Source organism: Pseudoalteromonas phenolica, assembly GCF_044788725.1.
In the GTDB taxonomy this organism is placed as follows: domain Bacteria; phylum Pseudomonadota; class Gammaproteobacteria; order Enterobacterales; family Alteromonadaceae; genus Pseudoalteromonas; species Pseudoalteromonas phenolica_C.
This window is the reverse complement of the sequence record NZ_CP173161.1, coordinates 615,968-637,254: the sequence shown is the minus strand read 5'-3', so window position 1 is coordinate 637,254 and position 21,287 is coordinate 615,968. Positions and strand designations below refer to the sequence as shown.

18 protein-coding genes are annotated in these 21,287 nt (G+C 42.4%); 13 read left to right on the top strand and 5 right to left on the bottom strand.

Translation table 11 applies throughout. The annotated features are described in order from the left end of the window. Positions 1-213: 213 nt before the first annotated feature. The 3 genes from ftsX to ftsY form a co-directional block, all read right to left on the bottom strand. Positions 214-1,200, bottom strand: a complete 987-nt coding sequence (gene ftsX / locus ACH784_RS02905) for a permease-like cell division protein FtsX (protein ID WP_404393404.1) — start codon at positions 1,198-1,200, stop codon at positions 214-216. Next, entirely contained in the window at positions 1,197-1,874 is a 678-nt protein-coding gene (gene ftsE, locus ACH784_RS02900) for a cell division ATP-binding protein FtsE (protein ID WP_404393402.1), read from the bottom strand. Before ftsE ends, ftsX begins: the two co-directional genes overlap by 4 nt. A gap of 73 nt (positions 1,875-1,947) precedes the next feature. Beyond that, positions 1,948-4,263, bottom strand: a complete 2,316-nt coding sequence (ftsY, locus tag ACH784_RS02895; protein WP_404393400.1) for a signal recognition particle-docking protein FtsY — start codon at positions 4,261-4,263, stop codon at positions 1,948-1,950. A 183-nt stretch (positions 4,264-4,446) separates the two neighbouring features. Between ftsY and rsmD the strand changes: the two genes are divergently transcribed. From rsmD to ACH784_RS02835, 12 genes are all read left to right on the top strand, one after another. After that, positions 4,447-5,034, top strand: a complete 588-nt coding sequence (rsmD, locus tag ACH784_RS02890) for a 16S rRNA (guanine(966)-N(2))-methyltransferase RsmD (protein ID WP_404393398.1) — start codon at positions 4,447-4,449, stop codon at positions 5,032-5,034. Between the two features lie 139 nt (positions 5,035-5,173). Then, positions 5,174-5,389 carry a 30S ribosomal protein S21 gene (rpsU, locus tag ACH784_RS02885; RefSeq protein ID WP_010362466.1) on the top strand — a complete coding sequence of 72 codons (216 nt, stop codon included), beginning with the start codon at positions 5,174-5,176 and terminating at the stop codon, positions 5,387-5,389. A 21-nt stretch (positions 5,390-5,410) separates the two neighbouring features. Further along, positions 5,411-5,857: a GatB/YqeY domain-containing protein gene (locus tag ACH784_RS02880; protein WP_404393395.1), complete on the top strand. Its 447-nt coding sequence runs from the start codon at positions 5,411-5,413 to the stop codon at positions 5,855-5,857. Positions 5,858-5,931: 74 nt separating this feature from the next. After that, positions 5,932-7,671: a DNA primase gene (dnaG, locus tag ACH784_RS02875; protein ID WP_404393393.1), complete on the top strand. Its 1,740-nt coding sequence runs from the start codon at positions 5,932-5,934 to the stop codon at positions 7,669-7,671. Between the two features lie 119 nt (positions 7,672-7,790). Then, entirely contained in the window at positions 7,791-9,626 is a 1,836-nt protein-coding gene (gene rpoD / locus ACH784_RS02870) for an RNA polymerase sigma factor RpoD (RefSeq protein ID WP_404393391.1), read from the top strand. A gap of 68 nt (positions 9,627-9,694) precedes the next feature. Next, positions 9,695-10,573 (top strand): 50S ribosomal protein L11 methyltransferase, encoded by an 879-nt coding sequence (gene prmA, locus ACH784_RS02865; protein ID WP_404393389.1) that lies wholly within the window; start codon positions 9,695-9,697, stop codon positions 10,571-10,573. A gap of 278 nt (positions 10,574-10,851) precedes the next feature. Next, positions 10,852-11,823, top strand: coding sequence for a tRNA dihydrouridine synthase DusB (dusB, locus tag ACH784_RS02860; RefSeq protein WP_404393387.1), 972 nt, complete (start codon positions 10,852-10,854; stop codon positions 11,821-11,823). 15 nt (positions 11,824-11,838) lie between these two features. Then, positions 11,839-12,129, top strand: a complete 291-nt coding sequence (fis, locus tag ACH784_RS02855; RefSeq protein WP_005491017.1) for a DNA-binding transcriptional regulator Fis — start codon at positions 11,839-11,841, stop codon at positions 12,127-12,129. A 420-nt stretch (positions 12,130-12,549) separates the two neighbouring features. Next, positions 12,550-14,136, top strand: a complete 1,587-nt coding sequence (gene purH / locus ACH784_RS02850) for a bifunctional phosphoribosylaminoimidazolecarboxamide formyltransferase/IMP cyclohydrolase (RefSeq protein ID WP_404393384.1) — start codon at positions 12,550-12,552, stop codon at positions 14,134-14,136. 95 nt (positions 14,137-14,231) lie between these two features. Beyond that, entirely contained in the window at positions 14,232-15,065 is an 834-nt protein-coding gene (locus ACH784_RS02845; protein WP_404393382.1) for a class I SAM-dependent methyltransferase, read from the top strand. A gap of 15 nt (positions 15,066-15,080) precedes the next feature. Continuing rightward, positions 15,081-16,364, top strand: coding sequence for a phosphoribosylamine--glycine ligase (purD, locus tag ACH784_RS02840; protein WP_058030957.1), 1,284 nt, complete (start codon positions 15,081-15,083; stop codon positions 16,362-16,364). A 110-nt stretch (positions 16,365-16,474) separates the two neighbouring features. Beyond that, entirely contained in the window at positions 16,475-17,290 is an 816-nt protein-coding gene (locus ACH784_RS02835) for a DUF2797 domain-containing protein (RefSeq protein WP_058030958.1), read from the top strand. Between the two features lie 30 nt (positions 17,291-17,320). Here ACH784_RS02835 and ACH784_RS02830 read toward each other — a convergent pair whose 3' ends face one another. Beyond that, positions 17,321-19,855 (bottom strand): EAL domain-containing protein, encoded by a 2,535-nt coding sequence (locus ACH784_RS02830; protein ID WP_404393380.1) that lies wholly within the window; start codon positions 19,853-19,855, stop codon positions 17,321-17,323. A 76-nt stretch (positions 19,856-19,931) separates the two neighbouring features. On the opposite strand from ACH784_RS02830, the gene ACH784_RS02825 reads away from it, so the two are divergent. After that, positions 19,932-20,249, top strand: coding sequence for a hypothetical protein (locus ACH784_RS02825; protein ID WP_404393378.1), 318 nt, complete (start codon positions 19,932-19,934; stop codon positions 20,247-20,249). On the opposite strand, the gene ACH784_RS02820 is transcribed toward ACH784_RS02825, so the two are convergent. Further along, entirely contained in the window at positions 20,246-21,163 is a 918-nt protein-coding gene (locus ACH784_RS02820; protein ID WP_404393376.1) for a histone deacetylase family protein, read from the bottom strand. The two genes, ACH784_RS02825 and ACH784_RS02820, sit on opposite strands and share 4 nt — an antisense overlap. Positions 21,164-21,287 lie beyond the last annotated feature (124 nt).

Genomic DNA, 21,287 nt, shown 5'->3' with positions numbered 1-21,287 from the left:
ATAATACTTTTCTGTTCTTAATTGCAAGGAGTTTTATTCAATTTTGGAATTAAAAAAATAAACCAATGAAAAGTAAAGAAAAAGTGATTATTGAAATAAATTTAAAAGTGTTTCAAGTTGTGAATCTAACGCAATGATATGACAGATAAATGACAATTAAGTTCATAAAAGTTGCTGAGAGCGCTAATTTTAGCACTCTCAAAAATCAAATAATTAAACTTTATCTGGCTCTATGTCTTTTATATATTTTCTGACCGAAATATAAGAGCCACTAAAACCTAATCCAATCGCCAACGAGAGTAGAATCAACAACTCGTTGCCATTTAAACCGGCTAATACAAAATTACTTTGATAAACGCCTGCAACCATAGCCACTGCAGACTCTAACCACCAAAGCATCATGACCACACTCATAAATGCAACAAATCCACCTATTACGCCATACCATATGCCAGTCCAGATAAATGGCGTATGAATGAACGCATTTGTTGCACCAACCAGTTTTAGTACTTGGATCTCTTCCTTTTTATCCATAATAGATAAGCGAATGGTATTACCTATGATAAGTATCACTGCACTGAGTAATAACAGTCCCACTGTAAACACACTTTCTTTTAATAGGCTTAAAAGTGCGTTTAAACGTTCTAACCAGGCAATATCTAACTTACCGAATTCGACCTCTCTTTCAGCTTCAAGTTTAGTTAGGAGTTGCTGGGCTGCTTGAGGTTTTCTATAACGCACGGTCGGCGTCACTAATACCACATTCGGCAATGGGTTTTCATCTAAGTAGTCTAACGCCTGCCCAAAACCTGATACCTGTTTAAATTCTTTTAGCGCTTGGGACTTCGAAATATAGCTGACGCTCTCAATCTCTGGATAGAGTGCTAAACGTTTTACCAATGTCTGAGTTTGCGCATCATTGAGCTCTTCTTTTACGAATAATGATATCTCAGCAGCATCACTAAAACCGCTGCTCACTTGTTGTACGTTTTTCACTACCACATATAAAGTCGCAGGCAGGGTTAAACTTAAGCCTAATACTAAAATTGTCATTAAAGAGGCTATGGGTGTTCGCCACATTTCACCGAGGCTATTAACACCTTGACGAATAAAATTTAGCATCGCGAAATATATAGCACTTATGCCATGACGATTATTACCAGCCCCCTGAGTATTGCGGCTTTTAAAAAGTAAACTCATAACACCTCCTGTGCTAGTGGGTCTGTGATCAAGCGGCCATGATCTAAAGTAAGGCTTCGGTATTTCATGCGCGCGATTAACCCTAGATCATGGGTGGCGATTAATACCGCAGTGCCATGGCGATTAAAATCTTCGAACAGCTTGAGGATTTCCATAGAAAGTTCAGGGTCTAGGTTTCCTGTCGGTTCATCGGCAAGCAATAAAGGGGGAGAATTAACGATGGCTCGTGCAATACCTACACGTTGTTGTTCACCACCAGATAATGTACTCGGTTGACATTTTACCTTGTCTAGCAGGCCCACCTTGTCTAGCGCAGCATGAACTCGCTTTGTGATATTTTTGTGGTGCATGCCATCTATCACTAATGGTAGAGCAACATTATCAAATACACTGTATCTGTCTAACAGACGGTGATTTTGGAAAATAATTCCGATGTCACGGCGCACATAAGGGATTTGACGGTTTTTAACAACGTTCAAGTTAACGCCATTGATATAAACATGACCCGCCGAAGGTCTTTCCATAACGCTTATAAGCTTTAGCAGCGTACTTTTACCTGCTCCACTATGCCCTGTTAAAAACGCTAGCTCACCATCAGCTAATTCAAAACTGACTTTCTCTAACGCTCTGTGACCGCCGGGGTATGTTTTACTTACATTTTCAAATCGGATCATGTTAGGCCTACGCTATGTTTTGTTATTTTGAGACCAAAAAGGGAGTGTCCTACTCCCTTTTAAATTGTGTGTGTTAATCGTCTTGGCTAAACAGTGCCTCGATAAAGTCATCACTTTTGAAAGTTCTTAAATCATCAATACCTTCACCAACACCAATATAACGAATAGGGATCTGGAACTTATCTGCAACGGCAAAGATCACACCACCTTTCGCTGTACCATCTAGCTTAGTTAAAGTGATACCTGTTAAGCCGACCGCCTTATTAAATAGATTGACTTGGCTAATGGCGTTTTGACCTGTACCCGCATCAATCGTTAACATCACCTCATGCGGTGCATCTGGGTCAAGCTTTTTCATAACACGCGCAATTTTTTCAAGCTCTTGCATCAGGTTATCTTTATTTTGCAGACGACCCGCGGTATCAGCAATTAACACGTCGACATTACGTGCTTTTGCGGCTTGGAAAGCATCAAACACCACAGATGCACTATCAGCACCTGTATGTTGCGCTACAACTGGGATATCGTTTCGTTCACCCCAAACTTGTAACTGCTCTACAGCCGCTGCACGGAAAGTATCACCAGCTGCCAACATCACTGACTTGCCTTCTTGTTGGAACTGCTTGGCAAGCTTACCTATTGTCGTTGTTTTACCAACACCGTTTACGCCTACCATTAAAATCACAAATGGTTTTTTATCAGCATTAATTTCTAATGGCTTCTCTGCAACTTTTAGCATTTCTGCCATTTCTTGCTTCATTAAGTCGTAAAGAGCTTCACCATCTTTAAGTTGCTTTCTGTCAGCAGCATCTGTCAAGTTGTCGATCAGCTTCATGGTGGTATCGACACCTAAATCAGCGGTAAGCAGTTGCGTTTCTAGATCTTCAAATAGGTCATCATCAATTTTCTTTCCTTTGAAGATAGAAGCAAAGCCAGAGCCAATATTTGCTTTTGTCTTTAAAAGACCTTTTTTAAGGCGAGAGAAGAAACCTTCTTTTTTAGGCTTTTCCGCTTTGGCTTTTTCTTCAGCTAGTTTTTCTGCTTCTTCACGTTCGGCTTGTTCTTTAGCAATTCGCTCTTGCTCTAGTCTTTCAGCTTCTAATCGTGCTTGTTCTGCCGCTTCTGCTTCACGTGCTAAACGCTCAGCTTCTTCACGTTCGGCTTGTTCTTTAGCAATACGTTCTTGCTCTAGCCTTTCAGCTTCTAAACGCGCTTGTTCTGCCGCTTCTGCTTCACGCGCTAAACGCTCAGCTTCTTCACGTTCGGCTTGTTCTTTAGCAATACGTTCTTGCTCTAGCCTTTCAGCTTCTAAGCGCGCTTGTTCTGCCGCTTCTGCTTCACGCGCTAAACGCTCAGTTTCTTCGCGCTCGGCTTGCTCTATAGCAATGCGTTCTTGCTCAGCTTTTTCTTGCGCTAATTTCTCAGCTTCTAATCGAGCCTGCTCAGCCGCTTCTGCTTCACGCACCAAACGCTCTGCTTCTTCACGCTCAGCTTGTTCTTTGGCAATGCGCTCCTGCTCGGCTTTTTCTTGCGCTAATTTCTCAGCTTCTAAACGTGCTTGCTCTGCCGCCACTGCTTCACACGCTAAGCGCTCGGCTTCTTCACGCTCGGCTTGTTCTTTAGCAATTCGCTCTTGCTCTAGTCTTTCCGCTTCTAAACGTGCTTGCTCTGCCGCCTCTGCTTCACGCGCTAAACGCTCGGCTTCTTCACGCTCGGCTTGTTCTTTAGCAATTCGCTCTTGCTCTAGTCTTTCCGCTTCTAAACGTGCTTGCTCTGCCGCCTCTGCTTCACGCGCTAAGCGCTCTGCTTGTTCTTTAGCAATGCGTTCTTGCTCTAATCTTTCCGCTTCTAAACGTGCTTGCTCTGCCGCTTCTGCTTCACGCTCTAAACGCTCAGCTTCTTCACGCTCGGCTTCTTCACGCTCGGCTTGTTCTTTAGCAATTCGCTCTTGCTCTAGTCTTTCCGCTTCTAAACGTGCTTGCTCTGCCGCCTCTGCCGCCTCTGCTTCACGCGCTAAGCGCTCTGCTTGTTCTTTAGCAATGCGTTCTTGCTCTAATCTTTCCGCTTCTAAACGTGCTTGCTCTGCCGCTTCTGCTTCACGCTCTAAACGCTCAGCTTCTTCACGCTCAGCTTGCTCTTTTGCAATGCGCTCTTGCTGTAATTTTTCTGCTTCTAAACGCGCTTGTTCTGCCGCTTCTGCTTCACGCGCTAAACGCTCAGTTTCTTCACGCTCGGCTTGCTCTATTGCGATGCGTTCTTGCTCGGCTTTTTCTTGCGCTAATTTCTCAGCTTCTAATCGCGCTTGCTCTTCTGCTTGTTGAGCCTTTTGTTGCTCTTCGTCTTTTTTGCCAAAGCCTAACCAAGACAGAAATTTATTCTTTTTTCCCATACTCGCTAAATACCATGTAGATAAAGTCTGATAAACTAACTCGCTCTGGTAGAACAAAGCTTTTCGTTAGCTAATAAGAGTTGTACTGAAAACTTTGCCCAGTGTATCACGTAACATTAGGTAGTAAAAATGCTGCCTAGGTTAATTTAAGCGCCAAATAACAATCAGTTTGATGTCAAAAGCATGAAAAGAAAACCTTCACCTCAACGCGCCAGTAATAGCGGCTTTATTCGGATCATTAGTGGCCAGTTTCGTGGCCGTAAATTACCAGTCAATGATTTAGAAGGGTTGCGCCCGACAACAGACAGAATCAAAGAGACTGTTTTCAACTGGTTAATGCAAGATACTCGCGAAGCAAAAGTACTAGATTGCTTTGCAGGCTCTGGGGGGCTAGGTTTTGAGTGTTTATCTCGTTTCGCAAAAGATGCAACTTTTATAGAATTAAATAAACAAGCAGCAGAGCAACTTAAAAAGAATATTTGTACACTAAAGCTTGAAAACGCTCACGTAATTAATAATAGCGCGATAGATTTTTTAAATAGCCAAAACCAAGGCCTTAATTTTGATTTGGTGTTTGTAGATCCGCCGTTTAGAAAAGGGCTTGCTGAGCCTAGTTGCCAATTGCTTGAGCAAAATAATTGGCTTTCTGATAATGCATTAATCTACGTCGAAGTCGAAAAAGAGTGCACTTTAAACGCTCCAGAAAATTGGCATATATTGAAAGAAAAACAAGCAGGACAAGTACTTTGCAGGCTTTACCAAAGAAATTAAAAACCAGCTTGTTAATTTGCTATAATTTAGTCTTTACATGCGGTAATGCTTCGGCTTACAATACCGCACCATTTTTGAACCACGTGGTCATTATTTGATCAGATGAGCATAGCTCATAAATTAGGTAGGTGAATTTTTAATGCCAGTAATTAAAGTAAGAGAAAACGAACCGTTTGACGTAGCACTTCGTCGTTTTAAGCGTTCATGTGAAAAAGCAGGTATCCTTTCAGAAGTTCGTCGTCGCGAGCACTATGAAAAGCCAACAGCTGAGCGTAAGCGTAAAAAAGCTGCTGCAGTAAAGCGTCACATGAAGAAGCTTTCTCGCGAAAACGCACGTCGCGTTAAATTATACTAATCCGTTTTTGGTCTTGTATAAATGAGCCTTTTAACAAAGCTAAAAGACGCACAAAAAGAATCAATGAAAGCAAAAGACAAGGTTCGCCTTGGTGCTATTCGTATGGTTCTTGCTGAAATCAAACAGCGTGAGATTGACAATCAAACGACACTAGATGATGCAGGTATTACCTCTGTTTTAGTGAAGTTAGTTAAACAACGCCGTGATTCATACACCCAGTACAAAGATGCGGGTCGTGATGATTTAGCCGAAATTGAAGCCAATGAAATTGAAGCGCTTGAAGCTTTCTTACCTCAGCCTTTGACTGAGGAAGAAATTTTAGCTTTGATTGATGCTGCAATTGCCGAATCAGGTGCAGCAGGTATGCAAGACATGGGTAAAGTTATGGGGTTAATCAAAGCAAAAGCAGAAGGCAAAGCCGATTTAGGCAAAGTTTCTGGTTTAATTAAGCAAAGATTAAGCGCATAATCCCACATACTGATAGTATGTTTAAGTAAACCGAGCCATGCGCTCGGTTTCTTCGTATAAGCTCTAGAGTATTTATGGCAGGAAAAATCCCCAGACAATTTATCGATGAATTACTCGATAGAACTGATATTGTTGACTTGATTGATAACCGTGTAGGCTTAAAAAAAGCGGGAAAAGATTATCAAGCTTGCTGCCCTTTTCATAACGAAAAATCCCCTTCTTTCACCGTCTCTAGAGATAAACAGTTCTATCATTGCTTTGGCTGCGGCGCCAATGGTAACGCCATTTCATTTATGATGGATTACGATAAACTCGAATTTGTCGACGCCATTGAAGAACTCGCTGCTCTTTTAAATCTCGAAGTGCCTCGAGAACAAGGTTCTGGTAAACCTGAGCGAAGTATGCAGGAGAAAAAGTCTGATTATGACTTAATGTTGCAAACCGCAAAGTTTTTTCAGCACCAACTGAAGCACCATAAAAATGCAACGCAAGTTATTGACTATGTTAAAGGCAGAGGTTTATCTGGTGAAACGGTTCAAAAATACCTCATTGGATACGCCCCGGACGAATGGAATGCATTAGGTGACCAACTTGCTCGTAACCCTGCTCAAAAGCAACAATTACTAGAATTAAAACTCGCATCCGAAAAAACACCAGGTAAACAATTCGACTTCTTCCGCAATAGGTTGATGTTCCCTATTCGTGATAAACGAGGCCGTGTCGTTGCTTTTGGTGGGCGAGTGATGGGCGATGATCAAGGCCCTAAATACCTAAACTCGCCTGAAACACGTATTTTCCATAAGAGCCTAGAGCTATACGGCTTATATGAAGCAAAACAAGCGAATAGTAAACTTGAAAAAATGCTCATTGTTGAAGGCTATATGGACGTTGTGGCATTGGCCGAACAAGGTATAAGTTACGCAGTAGCAGCACTTGGGACAGCTACAACACCTGAGCATATGCAGACCCTATTCAGAACAACCGACCTAGTTATCTGTTGTTATGATGGCGATAGGGCGGGTCGCGATGCGGCTTGGCGTGCACTCGAGAACGCACTAAGTAATTTGAAAGACGGAAAATCTTTGCGCTTTGTATTTTTACCAGATGGTGAAGACCCTGATTCATTGGTGCAAAAAGAAGGCAAAGACACTTTTGAATCACGACTAGATCAAGCTGAAGACTTTTCAAAAGTACTGTTCCGCAAGTTACTAGAAAGTTGCGATGTCACATCCGACTCTGGTAAAGCCAAATTAATGAGCGATGCATTACCGCTTATTTCTAAAGTACCCAGTGAGTTCTATCAAGAAAACCTGCTAGAAACATTGGCAAAGCTGATCGGGCGAACCAAAGAGCAGCTCGCTAAAAAAGTAGATAATCCAAACGAGCAACTTTCAATAGAAAGAAAGTTTAAAGTTACGCCTATGCGTGGCGCAATCGGTCTATTATTACAACACCCTAAACTCGCAAGCTGTGTTGAGTATATGCCTGAACTTGCCGAAATGGCCATTCCCGGTATTAAATTATTGCTCAATATACAAAGCTTATGTCTGAACAATAGTGATATAACAACGGCACAGCTGCTCGAACAATACCGAGATACGCCTGAGTTTGACGCTTTGAAAAAGCTAGCTGTTTGGCAACATGGTGTTGCTGATGAAAAACTCGAAGACTATTTTAAAGATTCTTTTCAATTTATAGAAAACCAGTGTTTAAATTACCGACACGAGACCCTATTAATAAAAGACAAGACCGAAGGTTTAAGTAGAGATGAAAAACTCGAGCTTGCGTTATTAACTCAGGCACTTAAACGTTAGAATGACTAGCGAACATTAATCATTGCTGTTATAATGTTCTATTCACGTGCGCCTAGCTTAAAATGCTGTAGTGCTAGCGCCTGTTGTATCAACTTATCAGAGTGGAAGCATAATTCTCTATGGATCAATCTCCTCAGTCACAACTCAAACTTCTGATTCAGAAAGGTAAAGAACAAGGTTACTTAACGTTTGCAGAAGTTAACGATCACCTTCCACAGGACATCATAGATTCAGATCAAGTAGAAGACATCATTAGTATGATCAATGACATGGGTATTAAGGTTGCTGAAAATGCACCAGATGCCGATGAACTAATGATGCAAGAAACTACGACAGACGAAGATGCTGCTGAAGCAGCCGCTGCCGCACTTGCAACTGTGGAAAAAGAAATCGGTCGTACTACCGATCCGGTACGCATGTACATGCGTGAAATGGGTACTGTTGAACTACTTACGCGTGAAGGTGAAATTGAAATCGCCAAACGTATTGAAGAAGGTATCAACCAAGTACAAATCTCAGTTGCTGAGTACCCAGAAGCTATTACTTACCTTCTTGAGCAGTGGGACAAATTTGAAGCAGAAGAGATGCGTCTTAGCGACATCATTTCTGGTTTCTTTGATCCTGATGCTGAAGAAACACAAATTTCAGCCACACACATCGGTTCTGAATTGAGCGAAGAAGAGCTTGATGATGAAGATGATGATTCTGATGACGAAGACGAAGAAGAAGCGGATACAGGTCCTGATCCTGAAGAAGCACGAGAAAACTTCGAAAAACTTCGTGAGCTTTATAATGCTGCACGCGTTATCTTTGAAACAAAAGGTCGTGCTCACCCTGATGCACAAGTTGCTATCACTGAAATTGGTGACCACTTCCGTACTTTCAAACTAGTACCTAAGCAATTCGACCGCATGGTTAATAACATGCGTGAAATGATGGACAAAGTACGTGTTCAAGAACGTATTGTCATGAAGCAAGTGGTACAAATCGCTAAGGTACCGAAGAAGACTTTTGTTAAGCACTTTGCAAACAACGAAACTGACATGGCTTGGGTTGACGCAGAAATTGCTGCTAACGAAAAGTACTCAGTAAAATTACAAGAAGTTAAGCCTGAAGTAGAGCGCTGTATCAACAAGCTGAAAGCAATTGAAGAGAGCACAGGTTTAACAATTGAGCGTATCAAAGACATCAACCGTCGTATGAGTATTGGTGAAGCTAAAGCTCGCCGTGCGAAAAAAGAAATGGTTGAAGCGAACTTACGTCTTGTAATTTCAATTGCGAAAAAATACACCAACCGTGGCCTACAGTTCTTGGACCTTATCCAAGAAGGTAACATTGGTCTAATGAAAGCGGTTGATAAGTTCGAATACCGCCGTGGTTATAAGTTCTCAACTTATGCGACTTGGTGGATCCGTCAGGCAATTACACGTTCTATCGCTGACCAAGCACGTACAATCCGTATCCCTGTACATATGATTGAAACGATTAATAAACTAAATCGTATTTCTCGTCAGATGCTACAAGAAATGGGTCGTGAGCCAAGCCCTGAAGAGCTGGCAGAACGTATGATGATGCCTGAAGACAAGATCCGTAAGGTATTGAAGATTGCGAAAGAGCCAATCTCAATGGAAACACCAATTGGTGATGATGAAGATTCGCACTTAGGTGATTTCATCGAAGACACAACAATTGAGTCTCCGATTGATTCAGCAACGATGGAAAGTCTTCGTGGCGCAACAAACGAAGTATTAGCGGGTCTAACTGCTCGTGAAGCTAAAGTACTTCGTATGCGTTTTGGTATCGATATGAATACTGACCACACATTAGAAGAGGTAGGTAAACAGTTTGACGTAACACGTGAGCGTATTCGTCAGATTGAAGCAAAAGCGCTTCGTAAGCTTCGCCACCCTTCTCGCTCTGATTTATTAAAGAGCTTCTTAGACGTTAAAGGCTAAGAATAAAAAACTTATTTTGAAGGCCGCTATAAGCGGCCTTTTTATTAACTCATTATTTAGGAATACCCATGGCTTGGATCCAAATTCGCATTCACGCTAACAAAGAAAGCGCTGATCAAATCAGTGATTTACTTTTAGACGTAGGCTGTCCATCGGTCACTTTTATGGATGGCAGTAATAGCCCTGTCTATGAACCTAAGCCGGGCGAGGTCATCTTATGGCCTGAAACCATGGTGATTGGCTTATTCGATGCCGCACACGATATGGACGTGGTTGTCGCGTATCTAAAAGCCAATGTTGCTGATACGCTTACTTACAAAATAGAACAGCTAGAAGACAAAGACTGGGAACGCGAATGGATGGATAACTTCCACCCAATCAAGTTTGGTGAACGACTTTGGATCTGCCCTAGCTGGCGTGATATTCCAGAACCAGATGCCGTAAACGTACTGCTAGATCCAGGCCTTGCATTTGGTACTGGCACACATGCAACAACCGCCCTTTGTTTAAAATGGCTAGAAAGCCAAGATTTGACGGGTAAAACAGTGGTCGATTTTGGTTGTGGCTCAGGTATTTTAGGTATTGCTGCAATCAAACTTGGTGCTGAACGTGTGATTGGTATTGATATTGACCCGCAAGCATTGATAGCTTCTAAAGATAATGCAGAGCGTAACGGCGTAGCCGACCAACTTGAAGTATATCTACCTGAAAACCAACCGGAGTTTCATGCAGATATTGTGGTAGCAAATATCCTTGCTCAGCCACTTCGAGAATTGCATGAAATCATTCTTGGCTTCTTAAAGCCAACAGGTGCGATTGCTATGTCAGGTATCTTAGAAGAGCAAGCACAATCTGTTGCCGATGTTTACGCGCCATTTATTGACCTTGAAGCCATTGCACAAGAAGGAGAATGGACGCGCGTAAGTGGTCAAATGAAAGCAAGTTAAGCAAAATACTCTATCTGTAGAGTTAGTAACTTGTAACAGCTAAAGCCTGTGTTTAACAGGCTTTACGAATTTTTCACTTTCATGACCTAAATTATTTTTCTTCATACACGCTGTTTTTGCTCAAAAATCCCCCAATAAGAAAGCCCCTTCAAACTGTTATCAAAAGTCAAGATATAAAGTTCAAAAAAAAAGCAATAATGTTCAATTATTAGCCTTTGATTTTTTCAAAAAAAACCGTAAACTTAGCGCCCCTTGAAACGAGGCAGATTTGGATAGCAGTGCGTATAGGTCCATACCAACTTGAAAACAACTTGATTGTAGCCCCGATGGCTGGGATCACTGATAGACCATTCAGACAATTATGTCGCCGAATGGGTGCCGGTCTTGCGGTGTCAGAAATGATGTCTTCAAATCCAAAAGTATGGAAAACAGATAAATCGATGAACCGTATGGATCATTCTGGTGAGTCTGGTATTCGCTCTGTGCAAATTGCAGGTGCCGATCCTGAGTTGATGGCACAGGCAGCTCAGTTCAATGTAGATAACGGTGCGCAGGTCATAGATATCAATATGGGCTGCCCCGCTAAGAAAGTGAATAAGAAATTAGCAGGCTCTGCATTATTGCAGTATCCACAACTGGTTGAAGAAATTGTTCAGGCAGTTGTCGCAGCCGTTGATGTACCGGTGACATTAAAGATCCGTACTGGCTGGGATACCGATAACCGCAATGGTGTTGAGATTGCAAAGATAGCTGAACGTAATGGAATTGCTTCTTTGGCTGTGCATGGTCGCACGCGTGCTTGCATGTACAAAGGGGAAGCTGAATATGCCACGATTCGGGATATTAAACGTTCAATATCAATTCCTGTGGTTGCCAATGGAGACATTACCTCTCCAGAGAAAGCGAAGCAGGTACTGGAATATACGGGCGCAGATGCCATTATGATTGGTCGAGCCGCCCAAGGTCGTCCTTGGATTTTCCGAGAGATAGACCATTATTTGCGAACCGGAGAGCATATGCCTGCACCAGCATTGTCTGAAGTGCAAAGCATATTGATGGAGCACTTAGTGAACCTTCATCAATTCTATGGGGAGCCAATGGGAGCGCGCATCGCACGCAAGCATGTATCTTGGTATTTGCAGGCCCATGACCAAGAAGGTCAATTTAGGCGAGTATTTAATGCCCTTGAAACGCCAAATGAGCAAATCGAGGCATTAGAGCAATACTTTAAAACACTAGCAGCTAACTAAGAAAGAGACATAAAGATGTTCGAACAAAATGTGACTTCTCCATTTATTACTAACGCTCACGTTCAGTCACAAGAGAAACCGCAACCTTTGCGCGATGCAGTAAAAAAAGCTGTACACCATTATTTAAAACAGCTTAACGGTCAAGACGTACAAGACGTTTACGATCTTGTTCTTTCTGAGCTTGAAGCACCACTTTTAGAAGAAGTAATGACTTATACTCGTGGTAACCAAACTCGTGCTGCGATCTTACTAGGTATCAACCGTGGTACTCTTCGTAAGAAGCTTAAAAAGTACGGCATGAACTAATTTCAGTTTCTGCTTAATGCTTATACCAATCCACAATAATACTTAATTATTTTGAGGGACTAAAACTGACGCTAGCTTCGTTAAAAATTCCTTATTTAGAACAACTAAATTGCAAAATTTTTGCCTAGCTATCGACTAATTTTACTTGCCTCAAAATAAATCACTCGATTAAGAGGATTGGTATTAATAAAAAAGCGCCTTAGGGTGCTTTTTTATTGTCTAAATTTTAATAATTTAGCGTTTCGATACACTAGCAGTTAAATTTCAAACAAACACACTTTGTGCAAAATACCAACAGCATAAATTCAGTTTTTCTCACCCTCTTCTCTGCCTTTTTAATCGTTTTCTCATTCATTTTAGGCTAAAATAGCGCACTTCTAAGCTAGCCCTTAAGTAATCATTGAGGAAACCCAAACCATCATGGATATACATCGTCCAATTCGTCGCGCGCTACTAAGCGTGTCAGATAAAACCGGTATTGTTGAATTTGCCCGCGCACTAAGTGCACAAGGCGTAGAAGTACTTTCAACTGGCGGTACGTTTAAACTACTAACAGAGAACGGCATTGCTGCCACGGAAGTATCTGACTACACAGGTCACCCAGAAATTATGGATGGCCGAGTAAAAACCCTTCACCCGAAAGTACATGGCGGGATCTTAGGTCGTCGCGGCCAAGACGAAGGCGTGATGGAAGAAAACAACATTTCGGCTATCGACATGGTTGTTGTTAACCTTTACCCATTTGCACAAACTGTTGCCAAAGAAGGTTGTACTTTAGAAGATGCGATTGAAAACATCGACATCGGTGGTCCAACTATGGTTCGCGCTGCGGCGAAAAACCACAAAGACGTGACAATTGTTGTAAACGCTTCAGATTACGATCGCGTGATTGCAGAAATGCAAGCAAACGAAGGCTCAACAACGTATCAAACACGTTTCGACCTTGCGATTGCAGCATACGAGCACACAGCACAATACGACGGTATGATTGCCAACTACTTCGGTAAAATGGTCCCTGATTACACTGAAGAAGCCGCTGTTGAGACTAAATTCCCTCGTACTATCAACATGCAATTCACTAAGAAGCAAGATATGCGTTACGGTGAAAACTCTCACCAAGATGCTGCTTTCTATGTTGAAAACAACCTTGAAGAAGCATCAGTTGCAACTGCAAAGCAGCTACAAGGTAAAGCCCTTTCTTACAACAACATCGCTGACACTGACGCAGCGCTTGAGTGTGTAAAAGAGTTCGACAAGCCAGCGTGTGTTATCGTTAAGCACGCTAACCCATGTGGCGTAGCGGTAGACGAAGACATTCTTGCAGCTTACGACCGTGCTTTCAAAACAGACCCTACATCTGCATTCGGTGGCATCATTGCATTCAACCGTGAACTAGATGCAAACACAGCGGAAGCGATTGTGTCACGTCAATTCGTTGAAGTAATCATCGCACCAAGTATCTCTGCTGAAGCGACGCAAATCGTTGCAGCTAAGAAGAACGTACGTCTTCTTGAGTGCGGCGAATGGTCAAGCAAAACAACGCAAGCTGATATCAAGCGTGTTAACGGCGGTATCTTAGTACAAGACCGTGACCAAGGCATGGTTGAAATGGGTGACCTTAAAGTGGTTTCTAAGCGCCAGCCTACAGAGCAAGAACTAAAAGATCTAATGTTCTGCTGGAAAGTGGCTAAGTTCGTTAAATCAAACGCAATTGTATACGCAAAAGACGGTATGACAATTGGTGTAGGCGCAGGTCAAATGAGCCGCGTTTACTCTGCGAAGATTGCTGGTATTAAAGCAGCTGACGAGAACCTAGAAGTTAAAGGTTCTGTTATGGCTTCAGACGCATTCTTCCCATTCCGTGATGGTATTGATGCCGCTGCTGAAGCGGGTATCACTGCGGTTATCCAACCAGGTGGTTCAATGCGTGACGAAGAAGTTATCGCGGCAGCTGATGAAGCTGGCATGGCGATGGTATTTACTGGCATGCGCCACTTCCGTCACTAATCGAGATGCGCGAAACATTCATCGTTTCGCGCTTTTTCTTTCTCCCAATTTCAAGTAGTCTGCTTAAAACACACTCAAAGTGAAGGACATAAAAAATGAAATTCGGTTTAAAAACACTTCTCGCTGCTAGCATTGTTACTGCTATTGCAGGTTGTTCTGCAACAGGTTCATCTACATCATCTAGCTCTGCACAGTTAACATCGGCAGTTGCTGATAGCGCACGTTCTGAACAAAACCGTGCCCGTGACCAATATCGTCGCCCTACGCAAACTCTTGAGTTTTTTGGCCTTAAGCCAAATATGACAGTGGTTGAAATTGCACCTGGTGGTGGTTGGTACTCGGAGATCTTAGCACCTGCTGTTAAGGGCCAAGGTACTTTCTATGCAGCGCACTTCCCTGCTGATTCAAAAGTAGGTTATTACCAGCGCTCACTGGCTGGTTTTAAACAGAAAGTGGCTGAAGATGCACGCTTTAGCGAAGTAAAAATTACCGAGTTTGCCCCTGTCACTCACTCAGACATTGCTCCTGCAGGCTCTGCTGACATGGTTTTAACCTTCCGTAATGTACACAACTGGTACATGCGTGGTGGCGAAGACAGTACTTTAAGTGCATTTAAAGCATTTAATAAAGCGCTTAAAACGGGTGGTATCTTAGGTGTTGTTGAACATCGTTTACCTGAACACCGTGCCGACGAAGACCAAAAGTCATCAGGGTATATGAAGCAAAGCTATGTTATTGAAGTTGCTAAAAAAGCAGGTTTTGAATTGGTAGAAGCAAGCGAAATTAACGCTAACCCACTTGATAGCGCTAATCACCCGAAAGGTGTTTGGACATTGCCACCACGTTTAGCTTTAGGTGAAGAAAAAGCTGAACAGTATAAGGCAATTGGGGAAAGCGATCGCATGACCCTAAAATTCAAAAAGTTATAATAGGATAAATACGCCATGAATGTACTAGTCATTGGCAGTGGCGGCCGTGAACACGCGCTTGCGTTTAAAGCCGCTCAAAACCCTTCTGTAAGAACCGTTTTTGTTGCACCTGGTAATGCAGGTACTGCACTAGAGCCTAAGTTAGAAAATGTGGCGATTGGTGTTGAAGACCTAGATGCACTCGTTGCATTTGCAAAAGACAACAACGTCGAGCTAACTATTGTTGGCCCTGAAGCACCATTAGTTATTGGTGTGGTTGACCGCTTCCGTGAAGAAGGTCTAGCTATCTTCGGCCCAACAGCGGCAGCAGCGCAACTTGAAGGTTCTAAGTCGTTCACAAAAGACTTCTTAGCGCGCCATGACATTCCAACTGCGGAATATCAAACGTTTGAACAAATCGAACCTGCTCTTGCTTACTTAAAAGAAAAAGGTGCACCGATTGTTGTTAAGGCTGATGGCCTTGCTGCAGGTAAAGGTGTAATTGTTGCAATGACAGAAGCAGAAGCGGAAGAAGCAATCCGTGATATGCTTGCTGGAAATGCATTCGGTGAAGCGGGTAGCCGTGTAGTTATCGAAGAATTCCTTGAAGGTGAAGAAGCCTCTTTCATCGTCATGGTTGACGGTAAAAACGTGCTGCCATTTGCAACAAGCCAAGACCACAAACGTGCATACAACGGCGACCAAGGTCCTAATACAGGTGGTATGGGTGCTTACTCTCCTGCACCGGTTGTAACCGCTGACATTCATGAGCGCATCATGAACGAAGTGATCAACCCAACGGTTGAAGGTATGGCTAGTGAAGGTGCTCCTTACACAGGTTTCCTATACGCAGGTCTGATGATCACAGCTGACGGTACACCTAAGGTAATCGAGTATAACTGTCGTTTCGGTGATCCTGAAACTCAACCTATCATGCTACGTTTACAGTCTGACTTAGTAGAGCTAATTCAAGCGGCAAACCGTGAAGAGCTAGATCAAACTGAAATTAAGTTCGATTCACGTGCAGCGGTAGGCGTCGTACTTGCAGCAAAAGGCTACCCTGGTAGCTATCCAAAAGGTGATGCTATCTCAGGTCTTCGTGTTGATTACGCTGAAGGCGAGAAAGTATTCCACGCAGGTACTAAGCAAGACGGCGAAAACGTTGTAACAGCAGGCGGTCGTGTACTTTGTGCAACTGCACTTGGTCACACTGTGACTGAAGCGCAAAAACGCGCTTATGCCCTGGTAAACGAAATCAATTGGGACGGTGTTGAGTTCCGTACTGATATCGCTTATCGCGCCATTGCTCGCGAACAGTAATCTCACATCTATTTAGATGATTAAAGGCCCTTTATAGGGCCTTTCTTTTAACTAGCCACCAGCTTTGCTAGACTGCGCACTTAAATTTTCACATCTTTAGGGGCGTAAAGATGCAAGGTACACTGCGTAAACTAAAAGCAGATCACACTCAACCGATTCAATATCATCTTCCACTAGGCGATGAATTGGTTAATCTAAACCAATATTTTGGTAAAGCGATTAAGCTAACTTTCACAGGTAATATTTTCTGTTGTAGCTGTGGTAAAAAAACCAAAAAAAGTTACTCACAAGGTCACTGCTTTGTGTGTATGAAAAAACTGGCTAGCTGTGACATGTGTATTATGAAGCCTGAAACTTGTCATTTTGATCAAGGTACCTGTCGCGAGCCTGAATGGGGTGAAGCAAATTGTATGATCCCGCACTATGTTTACCTTGCTAATACGTCAGGGTTAAAAGTCGGTATTACTCGTCATACACAAATTCCTACGCGCTGGATTGACCAAGGCGCAACACAAGCTCTGCCTATTTTTAAGGTGCAAACACGCTTGCAGTCAGGTCTCGTAGAAGTCGCTTTAGCCGAGTTCATTGCCGATAAAACCAATTGGCGCAATATGCTCAAAGGCGTTAGTGTCGATGTCGATTTAAAAGCCGCGGCTGCTGAGCTTATTCCACAAATTCAAGCTAAATTAGATGAGCTGGCTGAGTTGTTTGGCGCCACCGCCATTGAACAATTAGACGAAGAAGTCGTTGATTTAGATTTCCCTGTGACAGAATACCCGACCAAGATCAGCTCGTTTAACTTCGACAAAGATCCTGAAGTGTCTGGCGTACTTGAGGGTATTAAAGGTCAGTACTTAATCTTTGATAAAGGCGTTATCAACATTCGTAAATTTACCTCTTACGAAGTGGCTTTCGAAGCACTGTAAGTTAACTATTTGAATAAAGTACCGATGCATTTAATGCATTGGTGCTTCTAAATTTGAACGTATATGCTCTTGGTAAAAACTCAACCATTGCGATTCACTTAAAGGCCGACAGAACAAATAGCCTTGCAAGTAATGGCAGTCTAGCTGCTTTAAGAACTCCTTTTGAACTTGCTTCTCTACCCCTTCAGCCACTACTTTCAACTTTAAGGCTTTTGCCATGGCCACAATGGCAGTCACAATCTCACTATTGCCATATTCATCAGGAACTTTCGCGGTAAAACTAGCATCTATTTTAAGTACATCAATGGGTAACTTAGTTAAATAGCTTAAAGCTGAATACCCAGTACCAAAATCATCTAGCGCAATCGAAACCCCTAACGCTTTCAACTTTTTCAGCTCACTCTTCGCTTCATGTAAATTACTGATAAAGCTACTCTCTGTTAACTCAACTTCAATACAGCTGCCAGGTAATTGATGGCGCTCTAAGGCTTTGGCAACGGTCTGAGTTAGCTCTCCTTGGTGCAAGTGCTGTGCAGAAACATTTATCGCAATTCGCTCTAAATTTATACCTTGGTGACGCCATAACGCCATTTGCTCACAGGCTCTGTTAATGACCCACTGATCCAACTTAGTGATTAACCCAAGCTCTTCAGCCAGTGGAATAAACTGTGCTGGAGATATCATCCCCAAATTTGGGTCTTGCCAACGTAATAAACATTCCACACTGGTTATCTGCTCTTCATTTAGGCATTGTACCGGCTGGTAGTGAAGTTCAAACTCATTGCACTCTAAAGCACTTTGAAAGCGGCTTAACATAGACAAACGCTCTAACGAGCGCGCATTCATAGAGGCTTTATAGAGCTGAAATGAATTCCGTCCAATTTCTTTTGAGCGATACATAGCAACATCAGCGTGTTTAAGTAGCGACTCACTATCTAAACCATCTTCAGGATAAACAGCAGCGCCAATTGACGCCGTTGCACCAACATTCATATTGCCAATTTCAAATGGCTGCCCTAACAAATCTAGTATTCCATTCGCAAACGACACCACATCGGCCAAATCTTTTACTTCGGTCAGTAACACAACAAATTCATCGCCACCCAATCTTGCCAGCGTATCTCCTTCTCGAAGTTGCCCTTTAATACGCTCACTGACTTTGACCAACAACTCATCTCCGGCACTGTGACCAAGCGTATCGTTCACTTCTTTAAAACGGTCCAAATCAATAAACATCACAGAAATTTTTTGATTATCTCGATGCGCCGAAGCTAAAGCCATAGACAGGCGGTCGTTAAACAAGCGTCGGTTTGGTAACCCTGTTAACTCGTCAAAATAAGCAAGGCGAACAATTTTTTCTTCGGCATTTTTACGCTCTGTTATGTCACTAAAGATAGCGGCATAGAGCACATCGTCGCTGTATGGCTCATTGATCTCAATAATGGTCAGCCACTCTACATAAATGTCGCCATTTTTTTTACGATTACAAATCTCCCCCTGCCAAACTCCCTTACCGTTTAACTCTGCCCACATTTTTTTATAATATTCTGGCGGATGTATACCCGAGCTAAGCAAACTTGGTGTTTTACCCAAAACTTCATAATCTTTATAGCCCGTAAGCGCACTGAAGGCTGGATTGATTTGAATGATCTCTCCACTGCTACGAGTGATCATAATGCCATCTAAAGATGCATCGATAATTCGATTTGCTAAATAAAGATTCTTCTCTGATTTTTGTAATGCTAGATCACGTTGTGCGAGTACTTTTTCAAGCTCACTGCAGTAAGCCGTTTCGATTTCAGTCAGTACATTTTTTAAAGCCAATAAGCCTATAACTTGCCCCGTTAATGGCTCTTTAACCACAAGGTGCCTAATCGAATTCACCGTCATTAAGCGATAGGCGTCAAACAAGCTGTCTTTGGGTTCAACTGCTTGCATAGGGTAGCTGGCCAGTTCCCAGCAAGGCATGCGCCAATCAGGATGCAGTATCATATATGCAATATCTCTTTGCGTGATAATGCCGTACTCACCCATATCTTTATTAAACACCAGTACTGCTGTCACACGTTTTATTCGCATCACATCAATGACTTTCGAAATACAGTCTCGACTGTCTAAGATAGTTACTTTTCTATCAAAATGATCATCAATGGGTCGAAAGTGGAGGTAATGGTCTAACCCTTGGTTGCGTACAATATCAGAAAGAGAGACCACTCCAACGGGCTCAAAGTGCTCATTTTTCACCAATAAATGTCGAATACCTAATTGGTGAAACTTAATCGTTGCTTCACTGAGACTTTTATCAACCTGCACACTTTGCACTGGTGTTGCCATCAGCTGCCCAATGGGAGTTTGCTGAAAGCCTTGCTCTGAAAAATTAAGCTTAACGCAATCCGACTCAGTCCAAATACCAACAATTTTGTCATTTTCAGTGACAAAAATAGAACTGACATTGTGTGCACGCATTTTTGTAACAGCACAGAATAGCGATGTGCTTTTATCACAAGACAAAAGTTGATTGGTAAAGATATCTTTGACTTTAAGTTGACGACTTTCAGATGTCATTAAGCACTCCTCGCATTGAGTCAATCTTTGCCAGTATAATAGTGGTTAAGAAACAAACTTTGATTAAGGACAAATTTTGCCAATAAAGCCCTTTCCCCTATTGTTAATAACAGAACAAAGCATTGAATTTATCAGCAATGAAGAAGCCTTATATGATGCGCTGTTTTATTACAGTGACGAGCAAAAAAAACAGCTCAAATACTTACAAAGCGATGGTGGAGCTTACCTATTAGAAAGCAAACAACCTACCGAGTTTAATATCAATACACTCACAGCATTGTTGCAGCAGCAACTGCAACTAGATGGGCACTGCTGTATTGCTAAACTTAGCTTCAGTTCACTTCAGGAGTTATTTCTATTTGCAGAACAAGTTTATAGTGACTCTCAGACTTAAGCTTCGACTAGTGCTTTGATATGAGATACTGCACTTCGCCCTAAAGCCGATAACGCATACCCGCCCTCGAGATAAGATATAATCCCCTTGCAGCCTGTATTTTTAACAAGTTCAGCGACTTGCTCAGTAAGCCACTGATAATCGGCTTCTGTGAACTTTAAGCTCCCCATATCATCTTCTAAGTGAGCATCAAAGCCTGCACTAATAAAAATCAATTCAGGATTAAATGCCTGTAGTTTAGGTGCCCATTGTTGCGAGTAAAGGGCTTGTAGATCTGCCCCATCACTGGCAATAGCTAAGGGCGAGTTAATTACTGAGTTCGTATTTTCTATTGCCGTGTTGGGGTAAAACGGATACTGAAACAAAGAGCAAAACAGCACACTTTCATCATCTCTAAAAATATCTTGGGTGCCATTACCGTGATGAACATCAATGTCGAGAATAGCAATGCGTTTTATGCCTTTTTGCTTAGCATAAGTCGCCGCAATAGCAACGTTATTGAATACGCAAAAACCCGATGAGGTTGTTTGATTGGCATGATGCCCAGGCGGTCTGACGTTACAAAAAGCGGCATCAATATTATCCGATAAAATCTCGTCTACCGCTAAGATACCCGCTCCAACAGCTCGCTCTATGGCTTTCATAGAATCAGGGCAAAGCCAAGTATCACCATCTAGTTCAGTTAACCCCTCTTGTGGGATCGCACTTAAGACTTTATCTATGAGTGCTTTATCATGAACTAACGCAATATGCTCTAGCTCTGCTTTAGGAGCCGTTTTGTGAGCCACCGCAATATCTAACCCAGAAGCAAGCAATCTATCAGACACGGCATCTAAACGCTCAGGGCACTCAGGGTGCTCTGCTATCATTTTATGTTTTCGACAGTGTGGGTGACTGATAACTGCGGTACGCATAACGGTTCCTTGCCAAGGTAAATTCACGTTCAGTTTAACAAAACTATCTTATAACGCCTTTGCGACTTTGGTGCTAGTTAGAACATATAATACCAATCCGCAATAACACTTAATCATTTTGAGG